This window comes from Micromonospora sp. CPCC 206060, assembly GCF_036906895.1.
In the GTDB taxonomy this organism is placed as follows: domain Bacteria; phylum Actinomycetota; class Actinomycetes; order Mycobacteriales; family Micromonosporaceae; genus Micromonospora.
In genome coordinates this window covers 64,023-82,086 of sequence record NZ_JBAKHU010000006.1, presented here as the reverse complement: position 1 = coordinate 82,086, position 18,064 = coordinate 64,023, and the positions used below count along the sequence as shown (strand labels likewise).

The 18,064-nt window shown below is 72.6% G+C and carries 16 protein-coding genes; 7 read left to right on the top strand and 9 right to left on the bottom strand.

The window, feature by feature from the left end:
* Positions 1–35 precede the first annotated feature (35 nt).
* Entirely contained in the window at positions 36–1,262 is a 1,227-nt protein-coding gene (locus V6U90_RS07785; protein WP_334432661.1) for an acyl-CoA dehydrogenase family protein, read from the bottom strand.
* Complete coding sequence (locus tag V6U90_RS07780; RefSeq protein ID WP_334432659.1) at positions 1,262–2,347, bottom strand: phosphotransferase family protein; 1,086 nt, start codon at positions 2,345–2,347, stop codon at positions 1,262–1,264. Before V6U90_RS07780 ends, V6U90_RS07785 begins: the two co-directional genes overlap by 1 nt.
* 258 nt (positions 2,348–2,605) lie before the next feature.
* On the opposite strand from V6U90_RS07780, the gene V6U90_RS07775 reads away from it, so the two are divergent.
* Positions 2,606–3,307, top strand: a complete 702-nt coding sequence (locus V6U90_RS07775; RefSeq protein ID WP_334432656.1) for an amino acid-binding protein — start codon at positions 2,606–2,608, stop codon at positions 3,305–3,307.
* 98 nt (positions 3,308–3,405) lie between these two features.
* On the top strand, positions 3,406–4,452 hold the full coding sequence (locus tag V6U90_RS07770) for a GNAT family N-acetyltransferase (RefSeq protein ID WP_334432654.1): 1,047 nt from the start codon (positions 3,406–3,408) through the stop codon (positions 4,450–4,452).
* A gap of 62 nt (positions 4,453–4,514) precedes the next feature.
* Here the strand turns inward: V6U90_RS07770 and V6U90_RS07765 are convergent, their stop codons facing one another.
* The gene (locus V6U90_RS07765) at positions 4,515–6,083 is read right to left on the bottom strand and encodes an aldehyde dehydrogenase family protein (protein ID WP_334432652.1); all 1,569 of its coding nucleotides are present in this window, start codon (positions 6,081–6,083) and stop codon (positions 4,515–4,517) included.
* Positions 6,084–6,629: 546 nt separating this feature from the next.
* The gene (locus V6U90_RS07760; protein ID WP_334432650.1) at positions 6,630–7,361 is read right to left on the bottom strand and encodes an LPXTG cell wall anchor domain-containing protein; all 732 of its coding nucleotides are present in this window, start codon (positions 7,359–7,361) and stop codon (positions 6,630–6,632) included.
* A 284-nt stretch (positions 7,362–7,645) separates the two neighbouring features.
* On the opposite strand from V6U90_RS07760, the gene V6U90_RS07755 reads away from it, so the two are divergent.
* Positions 7,646–10,225, top strand: a complete 2,580-nt coding sequence (locus tag V6U90_RS07755; protein ID WP_442933547.1) for a glycoside hydrolase family 9 protein — start codon at positions 7,646–7,648, stop codon at positions 10,223–10,225.
* A gap of 101 nt (positions 10,226–10,326) precedes the next feature.
* On the opposite strand, the gene V6U90_RS07750 is transcribed toward V6U90_RS07755, so the two are convergent.
* Genes V6U90_RS07750 through bioB form a run of 3 tightly spaced genes read right to left on the bottom strand, consistent with a single transcriptional unit; the run spans position 10,327 to position 12,055 of the window.
* Complete coding sequence (locus V6U90_RS07750; RefSeq protein WP_334432648.1) at positions 10,327–10,854, bottom strand: GNAT family N-acetyltransferase; 528 nt, start codon at positions 10,852–10,854, stop codon at positions 10,327–10,329.
* A 6-nt stretch (positions 10,855–10,860) separates the two neighbouring features.
* Positions 10,861–11,052 (bottom strand): biotin synthase auxiliary protein BsaP, encoded by a 192-nt coding sequence (gene bsaP, locus V6U90_RS07745; protein ID WP_334432645.1) that lies wholly within the window; start codon positions 11,050–11,052, stop codon positions 10,861–10,863.
* Positions 11,053–11,059: 7 nt separating this feature from the next.
* Positions 11,060–12,055: a biotin synthase BioB gene (gene bioB / locus V6U90_RS07740; protein ID WP_334432642.1), complete on the bottom strand. Its 996-nt coding sequence runs from the start codon at positions 12,053–12,055 to the stop codon at positions 11,060–11,062.
* 129 nt (positions 12,056–12,184) lie between these two features.
* Between bioB and V6U90_RS07735 the strand changes: the two genes are divergently transcribed.
* The 3 genes from V6U90_RS07735 (at position 12,185) to V6U90_RS07725 (ending at position 14,825) form a co-directional block, all read left to right on the top strand.
* Positions 12,185–13,321 carry an 8-amino-7-oxononanoate synthase gene (locus tag V6U90_RS07735; RefSeq protein ID WP_334432640.1) on the top strand — a complete coding sequence of 379 codons (1,137 nt, stop codon included), beginning with the start codon at positions 12,185–12,187 and terminating at the stop codon, positions 13,319–13,321.
* The gene (bioD, locus tag V6U90_RS07730) at positions 13,309–14,049 is read left to right on the top strand and encodes a dethiobiotin synthase (protein ID WP_334432637.1); all 741 of its coding nucleotides are present in this window, start codon (positions 13,309–13,311) and stop codon (positions 14,047–14,049) included. Before V6U90_RS07735 ends, bioD begins: the two co-directional genes overlap by 13 nt.
* 170 nt (positions 14,050–14,219) lie before the next feature.
* On the top strand, positions 14,220–14,825 hold the full coding sequence (locus V6U90_RS07725; RefSeq protein ID WP_334432635.1) for a hypothetical protein: 606 nt from the start codon (positions 14,220–14,222) through the stop codon (positions 14,823–14,825).
* Between the two features lie 20 nt (positions 14,826–14,845).
* On the opposite strand, the gene V6U90_RS07720 is transcribed toward V6U90_RS07725, so the two are convergent.
* Positions 14,846–16,054: a cytochrome P450 gene (locus V6U90_RS07720; protein ID WP_334432861.1), complete on the bottom strand. Its 1,209-nt coding sequence runs from the start codon at positions 16,052–16,054 to the stop codon at positions 14,846–14,848.
* Position 16,055: 1 nt separating this feature from the next.
* Positions 16,056–16,724, bottom strand: coding sequence for a class I SAM-dependent methyltransferase (locus tag V6U90_RS07715; protein WP_334432633.1), 669 nt, complete (start codon positions 16,722–16,724; stop codon positions 16,056–16,058).
* Between the two features lie 144 nt (positions 16,725–16,868).
* Here V6U90_RS07715 and V6U90_RS07710 point away from each other — a divergent pair, with 144 nt between their 5' ends.
* Positions 16,869–18,044, top strand: coding sequence for an alkane 1-monooxygenase (locus V6U90_RS07710; RefSeq protein ID WP_334432632.1), 1,176 nt, complete (start codon positions 16,869–16,871; stop codon positions 18,042–18,044).
* The last annotated feature ends 20 nt before the right edge of the window (positions 18,045–18,064 follow it).

The following is an 18,064-nucleotide window of genomic DNA, read 5'->3' as shown; positions in this document are numbered from 1 at the left end:
GGGTGAGTCGACGCGCTTGGGCCGTGGGGGGTGGGTCAGCGGGGCGGGGAGTTGGTCTGGCGACGCAGTTCATGTCGGGCCAGCGAGGCACGGTGCACCTCGTCCGGCCCGTCGGCGAGCCGGAGGGTACGGGCCTGCGCCCAGAGGGCGGCCAGCGGAGTGTCCTGGCTGACACCGGCTCCGCCGTACGCCTGGATCGCCTTGTCGATCACCCACTCCGCCATCGCCGGCGTGACGATCTTGATGGCCTGGATCTCCCGGTGGGCACCCCGGTTGCCCACGGTGTCCATCAACCAGGCGGTCTTGAGGACCAGCAGCCGGGCCTGCTCGATACGGACCCGGGCCTCGGCGATCCAGTCCCGGACCACGCCCTGCTCGGCCAGCGGCCGACCGAACGCGACCCGGTCGGACACCCGGCGGCAGAGCAGTTCCAGGGCCCGCTCGGCCATCCCGATCAGCCGCATGCAGTGGTGGATCCGGCCCGGACCGAGCCGCGCCTGGGCGATCGCGAACCCGCCGCCCTCGGTACCGATCAGGTGGTCCGCCGGGACCCGAACATCGGTGAAGTCGATCTCCGCGTGCCCGCCGTGCGGGGCGTCGGAGTACCCGAAGACGGTCATCCCCCGGCGGACCGTCACACCCGGGGTGTCCCTGGGCACCAGCACCATGCTCTGCTGCCGGTGCCGGTCGGCGTCCGGGTCGGTCTTGCCCATCACGATGAGGATTGCGCAGGCCGGGTCCATCGCCCCGGACGACCACCACTTGCGGCCGTTGATCACGTAGTCGTCGCCGTGGCGCTCGATCCGGGTGGCGATGTTGGTCGCGTCGGAAGAGGCGACGTCCGGCTCGGTCATGCAGAACGCGGACCGGATCGTCCCCTCCAGCAGCGGGTGCAGCCAGCGTTCCCGCTGCCCGGGGGAGCCGAACTCGGCGAGCAGTTCCATGTTGCCGGTGTCCGGCGCGGCGCAGTTCAACGCCTCCGGGGCCAGGTGCGGGCTGCGTCCGGTCAGCTCGGCCAGCGGCGCGTACTGGAGGTTGGTCAGTCCGGCGCCGTAGCGCGGGTCGGGGAGGAAGAGGTTCCACAGGCCACGCCGCCGGGCCTCGGCCTTCAGCTCGCCGAGCACCGGTGGCCGGGCCCACGGATCACCTGCGGCGGCCACCTGTGCGGCGTGCACCGGCTCGGCCGGATAGACCCGCTCGACGAGGAAGTCCTGCAGGGCCTCCTGCAACTCGGTGGTCCGGGCGTCGAAGCTGAAGTCCATCATCTCTCCCTGGCGGCGGTCAGCCCGTACCCGACCAGCGGTGCCACCAGCTCGCCGATCCGGTCGAAGCCCGCACCGAGGGTCTGCCCCAGGGTGTGCCGGTAGTGGATGCCCTCACAGATCACCGCGAGCTTGAAGCAGCCCAGGGCGACGTGCCAGTGCAGCGGTCCCACGTCGATGCCGCTGCGGCCGGCGTACCGGTCGATCAGCGTCGTCCCGGCTGGGAAACCGGCGCGCGGACCCAGCCCGTCGGCCACCGGGTTGCCCTCGGCCGCGTCGCTGTCCCCGAGCACGTCCCAGTACGTCAGCAGCAGCCCCAGGTCGGTCAGCGGATCACCGACGGTGGCCATCTCCCAGTCCAGTACCGACCGGACCGTCACCCCGGCCCGGTCGGTCACCTCGGCCAGCAGGTTGTCCAGGCGGTAGTCGCCGTGCACGATCCGCCCGGCGTTCGCCCCCTCCGGCACACTCGCGGCCAGGCGGTCGCGCAGCTCGTCGATGCCGGGCAACTCCCGGCTGCGGGACCGGTCGAGCTGCCCGGCCCAGCGGCGTACCTGCCGGGCGAGGAAACCGTCCGGGCGCCCGAAGTCGGCCAGCCCGACGCTGGCCGGTTCCACCGTGTGCAGCGCCGCGAGCGTGTCCATCATCGCCATCGCCAGCTCGTGACGCCGCCCGGCACCCAGCGGGTCGGTCTGTGCCCGGCTGCGGTACACCACCCCGGGCACCCGCTCCATCAGGTAGAACGGCGCGCCGAGCACCTCCGGATCGGTGCAGAGCAGCAACGCCGCCGGGACCGGTACGTCGGTCGGGGCGAGTGCGGAGATCACCCGGTACTCGCGGGCCATGTCGTGCGCGGTGGCCAGGACGTGCCCCAGTGGTGGCCGGCGCAGCACGAACTCCCGGTCGCCGGCGCGTACCACGTAGGTCAGGTTCGACTTTCCCCCGGCGATCAGGTGGGCCCGCAGCGGGCCGGCATCGGTCAGCTCGGGCCGGTGCCGGGCGAGATGGGCGGTGAGCCGGTCGAGATCCAGGCCGGCGGGGGAGGTGCTACCCGGCCGGGGCGGGTGGCTGGCCGGGTCGGTCATCCGACTAGTTGATGGCAGGCCGCCTGCCTTGTCAAGGCTCGGATACCGACGGGTAACCATCGGGTCCGTCCCTGCCGGCGGCCGAGCCGTGCCCGCCCGGCCGATGGGCCGTCACCCACTGGCCGCCGGCTCCCTGATGAACCGTGGTGTGGATTGTTCCCGCCGGGACATGGCCAGGCAACGGTTACGAAACTGTCACCCCGCAGGCTGTTCCTCACACGCCGGTGAGAGGCCGGCCCACCGAGCGGAGGGAGCGCGATGTTGCTCAGAGTTCGGGTGACCCTGCCGGACCGACCCGGGACGCTCGGCCAGGTGGCCCGCACCCTCGGTGTCGCCGGCGCCGACATCGTCCAGGTCGTCGTCCTGGAACGCCTTGGCGGGCGGGCGGTCGACGACTTCACCGTGGTCTGGCCGGGCACCGCCCGCGTCGACCGATTGCTCGCCGGCCTTGCCGCGATCCCCGGCGTACGGGTCGACGGCGTGTGGCGGGCGATCGGCAGCCCCATCGTCGGTGGTCAGGACGCCGAACTGCTGGCCCAGGTGGCGGCGAACCCGAACGACGGGCTGGCCACCCTGGTCGACGCGGTACCGGGACTGCTCGCCGCCGACTGGGCCGCCGCCGCCGTCGTACCGGTCGACTGGGCGGAACGCGGCGGCACCGGCACGGCCACCCTGGCGTACGCCAGTTGGCGGGCACCGGTACCGGCCCGGTTGCCGGAGATCACCCCGCTGCGGGCCCGTGCGCTGACCGGACCGACCGGCGAACACTACGCGGTGGCGCCCTTCGGTCGGGCCGGACTGGTCCTGGTGGTGTCCCGCGCGGACGTGGCACCGCTCACCGCCGCAGCCTTCCACGCCACCGAGGTGGACCGGTTGGCCCAGCTCGTCCGGGCCGCCGCGGTGATCCTCGGTGACCGGCTCGACCTGGTCGGCACACCGCCGGCCACCGCCACGTTCTAGGTGTAAGGAAGGGCCCCCTCTTATCGCTTTCGGTAGAGGAAGGGGCCCTTCTTAACACCTCTCAGGAGAACCGCCGGATGGGCGGAGAGGAGTGAGGGATGGCGCTGTGGCGGATCCGGGCCACGGTTGACGACCGGCCCGGCTACCTTTCGGTGCTGACCGCCAGCCTGGCACTGCGCGGAGTCAACATCCTGGCGGTCCAGGTGCACACCACCGAGGCGGGTGCCGTCGACGACTTCCTCGTCGACGCACCGGACACCGTCGGGGAGGCGGAGCTGCTGGCCGCGGTGGAGCGCGGCCGGGGCCGGGACTGCTGGATCACGCGCAGCGAGGCGCGTGGCCTGGCGGACCAGCCGACCCGGGTACTCAGTCTGGCGACCCGCCTGGTCCGTGACCCGGACGCGTTGGGCGAGGTGCTGCGGGCGTTGCTCGCCGCCGACACGGTCACCTGGCGGCCGGCGCCCGCACCGGAACGCTCCGGGGTGGGTACGGACACGCTGCACCTGGCCGAGCCGGCCGGTGGGTGTTTCATCCTGCACCGTGTCGCCCCGACGTTCACCCCGGCCGAGTACGCCCGCGCGCAGGCCCTCGTCGAACTGGCCGGCACCGCCGCGCGCCGGCTCGCCGAGCAGGTCACCCTGGTGCTCCCCGACGGCGCGGAGCTCAGCGTACGGCCCGCCTCGGTCGACGACCTGCCGGGCGTACTCGAACTGCACGAACTCTGCTCGCCGATTAGCCGGCAGCGGCGCTATCTCAGTGCCGGGGCGGCGCCGACGCCGGCCCGGCTGCGGCGGCTGCTTGACCCGGTGTGCGGCCTGACCCTGCTCGCGGTGACCGTCGGTGCGGACGGATCGGACCAGGTGGTCGCGATGGCCAACCTGCTTGGTGAGGGCGACGAGGCCGAGGTGGCGTTCCTGGTCCGCGACGACTGGCAGCGGCGCGGAGTGGGGGCCGCCCTGTTCCGCCGGCTGGTGGCGTACGCCGAGCGGGCCGGGTACGCGGCGCTGCTGCTGCACACCCAGGCGGACAACGCGGCGATGCTACGGACCCTGCGCCGGCTGGACCGGCCGGCCCCGATGCAGCTCGACGGGGCGCTGCTGACCGCGACCGTGGCGCTCAGCCCGGCGGCCGTCGACAGGCACTGAGGTGTTAAGAAGGGCCCCTTCCTCTACCGAAAGCGTTAAGAAGGGGCCCTTCCTTACCACCGTCAGGTGGTCGGGTAGCTGCTGTAGTCGGGGAAGTTGCCGTAGAGCCGCCCCTCGCCGCCCACGGTGACCGCCTGCACCAGCAGGTCGCCGCCGACGAAGGCGCCCTTCCAGGAGGCACCCCGACCGCCGAACGGCTCGGCCCGGTCGCCCCGGGAGCGCGGCTTGTTGATGCCGACCTTGAACGCCTGAAGATCGACCGCGAGCTTGCCGGCGAGTTCCTCGTCGTCGCAGGCCAGCGAGGCGACCAGGGCGCCGTTGGAGGCGTTCATCGCGGCCAGCAGCTCGTCGGTGGTGTCGACCACCACGATGGTGTCGACCGGACCGAACGGCTCGGCGTGCATCAGCCGGGACCGGCCGGGCGGGGCGAGCAGCACCGACGGGGCGACGTACGCCGAGGTGTCCTGCCCGTCGAGGAACGGCGCACCGTCCAGCTTGCCCCGGTACAGCGGGATCGCGCCGCCACGTACCGCCTCGTCGACCTTACGGCGCAGCTCGTCGGCCTTGGTGCCGCTGATCAGCGGACCGAAGTCCAGCTCGGGCAGCGGGTCACCGGTGGTCCAGTCGTCGCCGACCGCGAGCGGGTGGCCGAAGCGTACCGACCGGACCACCGGCAGGTACATGTCGAGGAACGCGTCGACCAGGTCCCGCTGCACCACGAAGCGCGGGTACGCGGTGCAGCGCTGCTTGCCGTACTCGAAGCCCTTCTTGAGGTGGGCGGCGAGCAGGTCCCACTGGGAGAAGTCCCAGATGCCCCAGGCGTTGAGGCCCTCCTGCTCGATGAAGTGCCGCTTGTCGCTGTCCAGCAGGGCGGCAGCCACCTTGCCCCCGTTGGAGCGACCACCGACGAAGGCCACCGCGCCGATCTCCGGGGCCCGGACCAGCACCTCGGACAGTTCCTCGCCGCTGCCGGAGACCAGGGTGGCCGGCAGTCCGGCGCGGCGCATCAGCGCGTGCGCGACGGTGAGGCAGACCGCGCCGCCCTGGGACGGGGTCTTGGCGATCACCGCGTTGCCGGCGAGTAGCTGCACCAGTTCGGCGTGCACCAGCACGCTCATCGGGTAGTTCCAGCTGGCGATGTTGCTGACCGGCCCGGGTAGCGGCTCGCGGCCGTCGGCGAGCATCCGGTCGATCTCCTCGACGTACCAGCGCACGCCGTCCAGCGCCCGGTCCACGTCGGCGCAGGCCAGCCGCCACGGCTTGCCGATCTCCCAGACCAGCAGCAGAGCCAGCAGGTCACGGTGCTCGGTCAGCGCGTCGAGGGCTGCGTTCACCCGGGCCTTCCGCTCGGCGATCGGGGTGGTCGCCCACTCGCGGTGCTCGGCGGCGGCGGCGAGTACGGCGGTCCGGGCGGTGGCGGCGTCCAGGCGGGGGATGTTGACCAGCACGGTGTTGTCCACCGGGGTGCGTACCGGTGCCGGCGCACCGACCGACTGCCAGCCACCCTCGACCAGGTTGCGCAGGGTGGTGGTGCCGTCGGCGGCGACCGGGTCGAACGCGTCGGGGGTGGCGGTGACGGCCCGGGCGAGTACATCGGTCCAGGCGGTGCCGTCAGCGATACGTAGAGCCATCGCGGTCTCCTCGGGTGGCCAGTGGAGCGGCGGCGTCGATGGCACCGCTGGTGGGGCGTACTGTCTCCCGGTCGAATACCGGCCGGCAACAGTACGCTCGTATGCCAGGATGCGGCCGACGGCTCAACGACCCGTCAACCACCGTCGCAGGCCGAGCGTAGCGGCGGTGAGCTGCTCATTTGTTCCCAGCATATTAATTTTTATCGATAATGTGATTCCGGCTCCAGCAGCAGGTAAGGGATTTCCTGGCCTCTGTTGGCCAGGGGGTGTGCTGCGGGTGCTTGTTACGCGGCCCGATGCGACGCGGCAGCGGCCGGGCGGGGTGACAGAGGCGGCCGACAGCGGCCAAGGCGAAGGTACCGGGAACGGCCGGGGTGGAGGGTTCGGAGGTGCCGGGCTGCCGGGTTGCGGACGGGCCGGATGGCTCGGTGGGACGCGATGAGGGCCGCCCGCGTAGGCGGGCGGCCCTCATGGAATCCGGCCGGTGGCCGGGTGGGTGGAGCCGGTTGACCGGCCGGTGGGTGCGCACCGGTCGGTCAACCGGAGTCAGCTGATGAACGTGACGTTGCGGCGGCGGCGGAGCACCAGCATGGTGGCGCCACCCCCGATCAGCGCGACGCCCAGCAGGGCGATGGTGGTCGCGGCGGCGCCGGTCAACGGCAGGCCGCCATCGGTCCCGCCCTCGCCTCCGGTGCCGGGGGTCGGGGTGGCGCTCCCGCCCGGGGTGCCCGGGCCGGTCTCGCTGGCGCTCGGGCTCGGCGAGGCAGTCCCACCCGGGGTGCTCGGCGACGGGGTGGGCGTCGGAGTGCCCGGGGTCCCGGGCGTGCCGGCGCAGGTGTGGCTGAGGTTGAACTTGGCGGCCTCGCCGCTGATCGTGGCGGTGCCGTCAGCCAGCGTCCAGCCGGCCGGGGTGAACAGGTAGGCGTGGATCAGCCGAGTGTCGTCCTGGCCCGCCGGGTAGAGCGCGTCCGGGTAGGCGTCGTTGGCGTCCGGCACCTTGATGATGACGCCGTTGGTGAAGGTCAGGGTGAGCGTCTCGAAGGCGCCCGCCTCCTTGCCGCCCGGCAGGACGAAGTGCCAGCCGTCGTAGCCGTCCGGCAGGTCGCCGAACCGCTCGTCCTTGCAGTCCTGGGTACCGAAAGTGCCGGCGGTGGCGCCCTTGTGGTCCTTGTTGATGGAGATGTTCATCGACGCCCAGGCTGGCGTGGCCAGCGCAAGGCAGGTCGCGGCGACGGTCGCCGAGAAAAGAGCGCGCATCGTACGGCGGCGCTGTCGCATGGGTGGGCCTCCACGGAACGTGGTCGAGGGGACAGCACATGATCGCTGAGGTGCGGCTCAACCTGTATCGGCTGAACGGGTTTCTGTTGGATCCTTCACAAAGCGGCAATGACCCGGTTACATTGTTGGGAATCCATGGGAGCGCTCCCGCGCGGCTGTGGAACACCCCTCACCACACCGCCGCGCAGGCGCGTAGATAGGGGAACGGATGCGCCCACATCCGTTCCCCCGACGTCCTCCGCTACGCGTTGCCACGAGCGGCTCCACGGACAGGAGCGATTGTAGTGCGCGAACCGACCCCGCCGGGCCGCCCGAAGGGCCGACCCGGATCACCCGTACCCCGCCCGCCGCGCTGGCGCCGGCAACTCGCCGCCCTCGGCGCGGCCCTGGCCACCACGGTCTCGCTGGGCGTCATCGCCCCGGCGATCGCCCCCACGCCGGCCACCGCCGCACCCGCCTTCAACTACGGCGAGGCGTTGCAGAAGTCCATCCTCTTCTACGAGGCACAGCAGTCGGGCCGGCTGCCGGACTGGAACCGGGTCTCCTGGCGGGACGACTCGGCGCTGACCGACGGTGCCGACGTCGGCGTCGACCTCACCGGTGGCTGGTACGACGCCGGGGACCACGTGAAGTTCGGCTTCCCGATGGCGTTCAGCGCCACCATGCTCGCGTGGGGTGCGGTGGAGTACCGCTCGGCGTACGCCGATTCCGGGCAGTTGCCGCACCTGCTCAACAACCTGCGGTTCGTCAACGACTACTTCATCACGGCACACCCCGCCCCGAACGTCCTCTACGGACAGGTCGGCAAGGGCGACGACGACCACAGGTGGTGGGGGCCGGCCGAGGTGATGCCGATGGCGCGGCCCGCGTACAAGATCGATGCGAGCTGCGGCGGCGCGGACCTGGCCGCGGCCTCGATCGTCTTCCGGCCGACCGACCCCACCTACGCGAACACGCTGGTCACCCACGCGAAGCAGCTCTACACCTTCGCCGACACGGTACGGAAGGCGTACCACGAGTGCATCACCGACGCGACCAGCTTCTACCGGTCATGGAGCGGGTACACCGACGAACTGGTCTGGGGGACGGTCTGGCTCTACCGGGCCACCGGTGACGCCGCCTACCTGACGAAGGCCGAGGCGCTCTACGACAGCCTCGGTAACGAGAACCAGTCCACCACCAAGTCCTATAAGTGGACCATCGCCTGGGACAACAAGCAGTACGGCACGTACGTGCTGCTGGCCAACCTGACCGGCAAACAGAAGTACATCGACGACGCGAACCGATGGCTGGACTTCTGGACCGTCGGCGTGAACGGCCAGCGGGTGCCGTACTCGCCCGGCGGGATGGCGGTGCTCGACTCCTGGGGTGCGCTGCGCTACGCCGCGAACACCGCGTTCGTGGCGCTGGTCTACAGCGACAAGACCACCGATGCGACCCGGAAGACCCGCTACCACGACTTCGCGGTCCGGCAGATCAACTACGCGCTCGGCGAGAACCCGCGCAACTCCAGCTACGTGATCGGCTTCGGCGCCAACTCCCCGCGCAACCCGCACCACCGCACCGCGCACGGCTCCTGGTGGGACAGTCAGACCGTGCCCACCGAGACCCGGCACGTGCTCTACGGCGCGCTGGTCGGCGGCCCGTCCGCGGCGAACGACGCGTACACCGACAGCCGGTCGGACTACGTGATGAACGAGGTGGCCACCGACTACAACGCCGGCTTCACCTCGGCGGTGGCCCGGCTCCACGGCGAGTACGGCGGCGCGCCGCTGACGAACTTCCCCCAGCCGGAGCAGCCCGACATCGACGAACTGACCATGGAGACCACGGTCATGCAGAACGAGCCCCGGGCGATCGGCCTGAAGGCGATCATCTACAACAGGTCGGCCTTCCCGGCCCGTGCGCTGACCGCCGGGAAGTTCCGCTACTACTTCCGCCCCGACGGCACCGCCCCGGTCCAGGTGACCCCCGGTTACACCCAGGGCTGCCCGTCGCCGAGCACGGCGAAGCAGCACTCCGCCGACATCTGGTACGTCGAGGTCGACTGCACCGGCCACACCATCGCCCCGGCCGCACAGTCCGCGCACCGGATGGAGGTGCAGTTCAAGATCGGGGTACCGGAGGGCGGCACCTGGGACCCGACCAACGACCCGTCGTACCAGGCGACCGCCGGCCCGAACCCGAGGGTGCCGCTCTACGCCAACGGCACCCGGATCTGGGGTACCGAGCCCGGCCCGGCCACCCCGGACACCACCGCGCCGACCGCCCCCGGCACCCCAGTCGCCTCGGCGGTCACCGCCAACGGCCTCACCCTGACCTGGGGGCCGGCCACCGACAACGTCGGCGTCACCGGCTACCGGGTGTACCGGGAGGCCGGCGCCACCGACGCGCTGCTCGCCACGGTCACCGGCACCACGTACCCGGTCACCGGACTGACCCCGGCGACCGCGTACCAGTTCTACGTGGTCGCGGTCGACGCCGCCGGCAACGCCTCGGCGCCCTCGGCGGCGGTGGCGGTGACCACCGCACCGGACAGCCCGACCGCGTCCTGCACGGTCACCTACACGACCAGCGACTGGACCACCGGGTTCACCGCGAACATCACCATCGCCAACACCGGGACCAGCACGGTCAACGGCTGGAGCCTCCAGTTCGCGTACACCGCCGGGCAGCAGGCCGGCCAGGGCTGGTCGGCCAACGTCACCCAGACCGGCAGCACGGTGACCGCGACCAACCTCGCCTACAACGGGACGCTCGCCCCGGGCGCGTCGACGAGCTTCGGCTTCAACGGCACGCACAGCGGCAGCAACCCGAAGCCCACCGCGTTCACCCTCAACGGATCGGCCTGCGCCATCGGCTGACCCACCCCGCACCGCCCCGGCCGGTCACCGCACCCGCGGTGGCCGGCCGGTCCGCGCCCCGGCCACCGCCGCCCCGGGTGACGGAGCAGCCCTGGCGGGGCTCAGTGCCCCGGTGCCGGGTCGGTCAGCTCGTCGGCGAGCAGGTCCATCAGCAGCCCGTCGTGCCAGCTTCCGTCGGCACCCCGCTCGTACCGGCGCAGCACCCCGACCGGCCGGAACCCGACCCGCCGGTAGCACCGGATCGCCGCCGCGTTGTCCGCCGCCGGATCGATGGTGAGCCGGTGGTGGCCGTGCACCTCGATCAGGTAACAGGCCAGGGTGTGGACCACCTCACCACCCAGCCCCCGGCCGTGTACCGCCGGGTCGAGGTAGATGTCGATGCCGGCGTGCCGGTAGTCCGGGTCCTCCTCGGCGTACCACTGCACAGCACCGACGACCCGGCCCGCGTACCCGACCGCCAGCACCGGGGTCGCCGGGTCCGTCAGACCCTCCGCGACCTCGGCCGCCAGGTCGTCCCCGCCCCGCCACCAGCGCCGGACCTCCGGCCGGGCCCGGATCGCGGCCAGCGCGGGGACGTCGGCCGGGGTCGCCGGCCGCAGTGTCACCCGCCGGCCGCGTAACTCGGTCATCGCCGGTCAGGACCGGGTCAGCCCGTGCTCGACGCAGGTCGCCGTCCAGCCGGCCGGCAGGATCTGCACCTTCATCCGGCGCCGGCACCGGGAGCAGAAGCGCGGCGGCTCCAACTCCCGCGCCGTACGGCAGGTGCCGTGGTCGGTCCCCGTCTCCGGCTCACCACAGCGGTCACACCAGGTCGCGGTCGTGGTCATCGGGCACCTACAGGGTCGCGGAGAGCGCCTTGACCGGCATCTTCAGATCCGCCAGCAGGGCCAGATCCGCGTCGGCCGGCCGGCCCAGGGTGGTGAGGTAGTTGCCCACGATCACCGCGTTGATCCCACCGAGCAGACCGTCCCGGGTGCCGAGGTCACCGAGAGTGATCTCCCGCCCACCGGCGTACCGCAGGATCGTCCGCGGCATCGCCAGCCGGAACGCGGCGATCGCCCGCAGCGCGTCCTTGCCCTCGACCACCGGCCGGTCGCCGAGCGGGGTGCCGGGCCGGGGGTTGAGGAAGTTCAGCGGTACCTCGTGCGGGTCCAGCTCGGCCAACTGTGCGGCGAACTCGGCCCGCTGTTCGACGGTCTCACCGAGGCCGAGGATGCCACCGCAGCAGACCTCCATGCCGGAGGCCCGCACCATGTTCAGCGTCTCCCACCGCTCCTCCCACGAGTGCGTGGTGACCACGTTCGGGAAGTAGGAGCGGCAGGTCTCCAGGTTGTGGTTGTAGCGGTGCACACCCATGGCGACCAGCTCGTCGACCTGGGCCTGGGTGAGCATGCCGAGCGAGGCGGCGACCTGGATGTCCACCTCGGCCCGGATCGCCGCGACCCCCTCGCGCATCTGCTTCATCAGCCGCTCGTCCGGACCGCGGACCGCGGCCACGATGCAGAACTCGGTGGCACCGGTCGCCGCGGTCTGCTTCGCGGCCTCGACCAGGGACGGGATGTCCAGCCACACCGAGCGCACCGGGGAGGCGAACAGCCCGGACTGCGAGCAGAAGTGGCAGTCCTCGGGGCAACCGCCGGTCTTGAGGGACACGATCCCCTCGACCTCCACCTCCGGCCCGCACCAGCGCATCCGTACGTCGTGGGCGAGTTGGAGGGCGGCGGGCAGGTGCTCGTCGGGCAGGCGGAGCACCGCGAGGACGCCTGCCTCATCAAGCCCGACACCGTTCTCCAGTACCTGGGTCCGGGCCTGGTCGAGGATCTCTGGCATGGCTCGTACCCTACAAGGCCCCGGCGGGGGTGCGAGAGTGCGCCGGTCGGGGGTCCGGGTGGTAACTTCCCCCGGCAGACGGGGCCCTGCCGGCGGGCGGGGTGGGATCGGCGACCCGGGGGAGATGCGGTGGCGGACTGGCTGGCGGCACTGGACCGGCGTGCCCGGCTCCGCGCCAAGGCAGGGCTGACCCGCCACATCCGCTCGCGCGGTGCGCACGAGCGGATGGTCGATCTCGCCGGCAACGACTACCTCGGTCTGTCCGGTCACCCGGCGGTCACCGCCGCCGCCGCCACGGCGCTGACCGGGTACGGCCTCGGGGCCACCGGCTCCCGGCTGGTGCGGGGCTCCACCGACCTGCACGACGCGCTGGAGCACGCCCTGGCCGACTGGCTGGGCGCCGCCGGGGCGCTGCTCTTCTCCTCCGGCTACCTGGCCAACCTCGCCGCGGTACGCGCGCTGGTGACCCCCCGGACCCTGCTCGTCTCCGACGCGCACAACCACGCGTCCCTGATCGACGGGTGCCGGATCTCCGGGGCCGAGACGGTGGTCGTCGCGCACGCCGACCCGGCGGCGGTGCAGGCCGCCCTGGCCGCCGCGCCGGGCCGCCCGGCGGTGGTGGTGACCGAGTCGGTCTTCTCCGTCGACGGTGACCTCGCCCCGCTGGCGGAGCTGCACGCGGTGGCCCGCCGGCACGGCGCCCTGCTGCTGGTGGACGAGGCGCACGCACTCGGCATCCGCGGGCCGTCCGGTGCCGGTGGGGTGGTCGAGGCCGGTCTGGCCGGGGAACCGGACGTGGTCGTCACCGCCACCCTGTCCAAGGCGTTGGGTGGGGCGGGGGGTGTGGTGGCCGGGCCGGCGGAACTGGTCCGGCACCTGGTGGACACCGGTCGTACCTTCATCTTCGACACCGCGCTGCCACCGGCGGTGGCAGCCGGGGTGCTGACGGCGACCGGCCTGGCACGGGAGGGTGATCCGCTGCGGGACGAACTGGCCGGCCGCGCCGCCCTGGCGGTGGCCCGGCTGCGCGCCGCAGGTTTGCGGGTCTCCACGCCGTCGGCGGCGGTGGTGTCGGTGACCGCGCCCGGACCGGAGGCGGCGGTGAGCTGGGCGGCGGACTGCCGAGACCGGGGGGTGGCGGTGGGCTGCTTTCGGCCGCCGTCTACGCCGGACACCCGGTCCCGGTTGCGGCTGACGATCAGTGCGGGAGTGGCACGGATGGACTTCGAGCGGGCGTTGGACGTGATCGTGGAGTGTGCGCCGTGAGCGCCCCGGCGTGGCGGGGACCGGTCCTGGTCACCGGTACCGACACCGGGGTGGGCAAGACCATCACCACGGCGGCGGTCGCGGCGGCGGCCCAGGCCGCCGGGCTGCGGGTCGCGGTGGTCAAGCCCGGCCAGACCGGTACGGCCACCGGGGAACCGGCCGACGCGGACACCGTGGACCGGCTGGCCGCGCCCACCACCACCCGCACCCTGGCCAGCTTCCCCGACCCGCTCGCCCCGCTCGCTGCGGCCCGGGTCGCCGAGCTGCCCCCGCTGGAGCTGTACACGGTCGTCGACGCGGTACGCGCCGAAGCTGACAAACACGACCTGGTGCTCATCGAAGGGGCCGGTGGCTTGCTGGTACCGATGGGGCTGCGACCGTCCGGGGAGGCCTGGACCCTGGCCGACCTGGCCGTGTCGCTCGGTGCGCCGGCCGTCGTCGTCGCCCGGGCCGGTCTCGGCACGCTCAACCACACGGCGCTGACCCTGGAGGCACTGGACCGCCGTGCGGTACCGGCCGGTGTGGTGGTCGGCGCCTGGCCGGCCGAGCCCGAGCTGGTGCACTGGGCCAACCTCACCGAGCTGGTCCCCAACCTGATGGGCGCGCTGCCCACCGGTGCCGGCCGGATGGACCCGGGGGTGTTCCGCCGATCCGCGCCCGGCTGGCTCACCCCGGCGCTGTACGGCGTCCTCGACGACTGGCGGGCCTGGGCCGAGGACGTGCAGTGACCGGCGCCGTGGCCCGGCCACGGTACCGGCCGGAACCCTGACTTTCGGCAGGTACCGCTGCCCCGCACGCGGGTGGCACGAATCCAGGATTCGAGGGGTGACGGGGATCTCTACCGTGTGACACGTACCGTCCGGTGCGTGCCGGCGGTCCCGTCTGGCGAGGAGCGACCATGCGTGTCCCAGTCCTGCCCCGTGCCGTTGCCGTCGCCGTCGGCGGCCTGCTCGCCGCCACCGGCTGTACCGTCGTGACCAGCCCCGCCGGCTCCGGTGGGACGGGACCGGCTCCGTCGTTCGACAGCAAGGTCGGGGACGGCGGCGGGACGGCGGCCAGCCCGGCCTCCGGGGGCACCGGCAGTTCCGGTGGCAGCGGCACCGGTAACAGCGGTGGCGGCGACGGCGGCACCGGCCATTCCGGTGGGCAGCCGGCGCCGAAGCCGTCGAGCGCCGCCCCGAGCGGCCCGATGATCAGCTACTTCCGGGTACGCCAGCAGCCCTCCTGCCCGGCCGGCACGAACGTCAACCCGATCCCGGGTACCCCGGTGGTGCTGGAGTGGAAGGTCACCAACGTGGACACCGTCGCCCTCTCGGTGGACGGGCCGGGCGTCTACGGGGATAACTACCCGCCCACCGGTACCGAGACGCTCAACTTCCCCTGCTCCGGCGCGGCGGGCGACATCCAGCGGCACACCTACCTGCTGACCGTGACCAACGCCGCCGGGAAGAAGACGAAAAGCGTGGTGGTCACCGCGACGGTGCACGATATCGCCTCGGTCTGATCGGCACCGGGCGGCGACGGTCAGCCGGGGGAACGCCGGCTGACCACGGTCGCGGCACCGTCCCGCCGGATGACGAAGGCGTCCGGCATCCGGAAGGAGAGGTTGTCCGGGCACCACGGTGGGCGTACCACGACCGCGTCGGTGAGCAGCGGAGCCGCCTCCGACACGACCACGGCCGCCTCCATCCTGGACAGTTGCGCCCCCACGCAGCGGTGGGCTCCGGCACCGAAGGCGAGGTGCCGGCGGGAGCCGGGCTGCCCCGGGCGGAACGCCGCCGGCTCGGCCACCACCGCCGCATCCCGCCCGGCGCGGGCCAGCCAGAGCACCACGCTGGTCCCGCGCGCCACCGGCGTACCGGCCAGCGTGGTGTCCTCGGCGGCCACCCGGCGCCAGGTCACGATCGGCGGCTCCAGCCGCAACCCCTCCTCGACCACGTCGGCGACCGGCACGGTGCCCGACCGGAGCCCGGCCAGTACCGTCGGCTCACCGGTCAACCGGTGCAGCAGCAGGGTGAGGAACTGCGACGTGGTCTCCTGACCGGCGACCAGCAGGAAGAACAGCGCGCCGACCACCACGTCGACCGGGTGCCCGTCGGCGCGCAGCCGCGCGGCCAGGCCAGCACCGGTCGCCGCGAAGTCCCGCAGCACCCGGTGGAAGTGCCCGACGGTCGCCGCGAGGGCGACCTGCCGGTCGTGATCCAGCGGCGCCCAGAACAGTTCCAGCGCGGCCCGGGAGAACTCCTTCACCGTCGCCGTCTCCGCCGCCGGCAGGTCCACCATCCGGGCCAGTACCCGTAGCGGCAGGTCGGCGGCGAGGCCGGCGTGCAGGTCGACGGACTCCCCGGCGTCGAGGGCGGTGGCGAGCCGGTCGACCCGCGCCCGGACCAGACCGGTCAGCCAGGGCTGCTGCTCGGCGACCCGGGCCGGGTGCAGGGCCTCGGCGACGATCGCCCGGATCCGGGGGTGGCTCGCGCCGCCGTTGTTGGCCAGGGTGGGCGGCAACCGGAACCGGTGCCCGGTCAGCACCCGAAGGGCGGCCACCGGGATGGGGGTCACCGCGTCCAGGGCGTTCTCCGGTCGCCAGGTCCCCGGATCGCCCAGCACCTGACGGACCAGCGCGTGCCGGGTCACCACCAGGTGCGGCACCCCGAGGTGGTCGGTGACGGTGGCAATGTCCGGCCACGGGTCCGCGACGGGGCCCCGCCAGCTGGAGAAGAGCACGGCGGTCAGGCTACCCAGCGGTCCGACCGGGGCCGGCGACCAACTCCCACACGGTGGTCCGCTTCACCCGTACGCTCTCCAGCGCCGGTGGGACCGGGACGTCGTAGGTCGCCAGCTCGGTGAACCGGTTGCGGGGCAGGAAGGCCCGGCCCGGGTCACCGACCAGCACCCGGGCACCACCGCGGGCGGCGCGCAGCAGGAAACGCAGTACCCGGTTGGCCATCGCCTCGCTGTAGAAGACGTCCCCGGCGAGGACCAGTTCGGCGTCCCCGGCAGCACCGTCGAGCAGGTCGGCCAGTTCGGCGTCGACGCGTACCCCGTTGGCGTCGGCGTTCAACCTGACGGCCGCGACCGCCCGGGGGTCGACCTCGACGGCCCGGACCGACGCCGCGCCGATCCGGGCGGCGGCGATGGCGACCAGCCCGGAACCGGAGGCGAGGTCGAGTACCCGCCGGCCGGCGACCACCTCGGGATGGTCGATGAGGTACCGGGCCAGCGCCTGACCGCCGGCCCAGGCGAACGCCCAGAACGGCGGGGGCTGCTCGCTGCGGAACTCGCCCTCGGTCAGCTCCCACAGGCCGATCGGCTCGTCCGCCTGGTGCAGGCGGACCTCGGGTACGAAGGCGACCGGGGCGAGGCGGGCGTGCAGGCGAACGAAGGCCGTGGCGATGTCGGACACCTGCCGGATTCTGCCCGGTATGCCACCGGCCGCGCGCCGCAGGGCCGGCCCACCACCGCCATTCCCTTTACAAAAACTTCTGTCTTGTAAAAAGAGGTGGGTCGTGCCAGGCTCGGGACATCGACCAGCGATCGGAGGTTGACTATGGCTGTGGACCCTGCCCCGACCCGGGCGACGGCCGGCTGGCGTGACCCCCGCCGGCCGCTCTGGCCGCTGGCGCTGCTCGTCCCGGTGCTTCCGTTCCTCGCCTTCCTCACCTGGCGCGGCACCGGCGCGGTGTGGGCCTGGTGGCTCACCCCGGTGGTGGTCTTCGGGGTGATCCCGGTCGTCGACCTGCTGATCGGCGACGACCGGGACAACCCGCCCGACGAGGCGGTCCCCGCGCTGCAACGCGACGGCTACTACCGGTGGCTCACCTACCTCTTCCTGCCCGTGCAGTACGCCGCCCTGGTGCTGTGCTGTCACGTGTTCACCACCGCCGACCTGTCGCTGTTCGGGGTGGCCGGGCTGGTGGCGACCCTCGGGGTGGTCAACGGCATCGCCATCAACACCGCCCACGAGCTGGGCCACAAGCGGGAGCGCCTGGAACGGTGGCTCAGTAAGGTGGCGCTCGCCCCGACCGGGTACGGGCACTTCTACGTCGAGCACAACCGGGGGCACCACACCCGGGTGGCCACCCCCGAGGACCCGGCCAGCGCCCGCCTGGGGGAGAGCTTCTGGGCGTTCTGGCCGCGTACCGTGATCGGCAGCCTGCGGTCGGCCTGGCGGCTGGAGACCGGCCGGTTCCGGCTACGTGGCCGCAGCCCGTGGACGTACCACAACGACATCCTCAACGCCTGGGCGATGACGGTGCTGGTGTTCGCGCTGCTGACCGTCGCCTTCGGCCCGGCGGTGCTGCCGTTCCTGCTGCTCCAGGCGGTTGCCGGGTTCTCCCTGCTGGAGGTGGTCAACTACCTGGAGCACTACGGGCTGGCCCGGCAGCGGACCGCCGCCGGCCGGTACGAGAAGGTGGACCCCCGTCACAGCTGGAACAGCGACCGTACCGTCACCAACATCTTCCTCTTCCAGTTGCAGCGGCACAGCGACCACCACGCCAACCCGCTGCGGCGGTACCAGGCGCTGCGTACCTTCGACGAGTCCCCGCAACTGCCCGCCGGGTACGCGACCATGGTGGTCTGCGCGCTGGTGCCGCCGCTCTGGCGACGGGTCATGGACCACCGGGTGCTCACGCACTACGACGGCGACCTGGACCGGGCGAACGTCGCGCCCCGGGCGCTGCCCCGGCTGCGGTCCCGCCTCGGGACCTCCGCCGCCCGGTGACCCGGCCGGGCCCGCGTCGT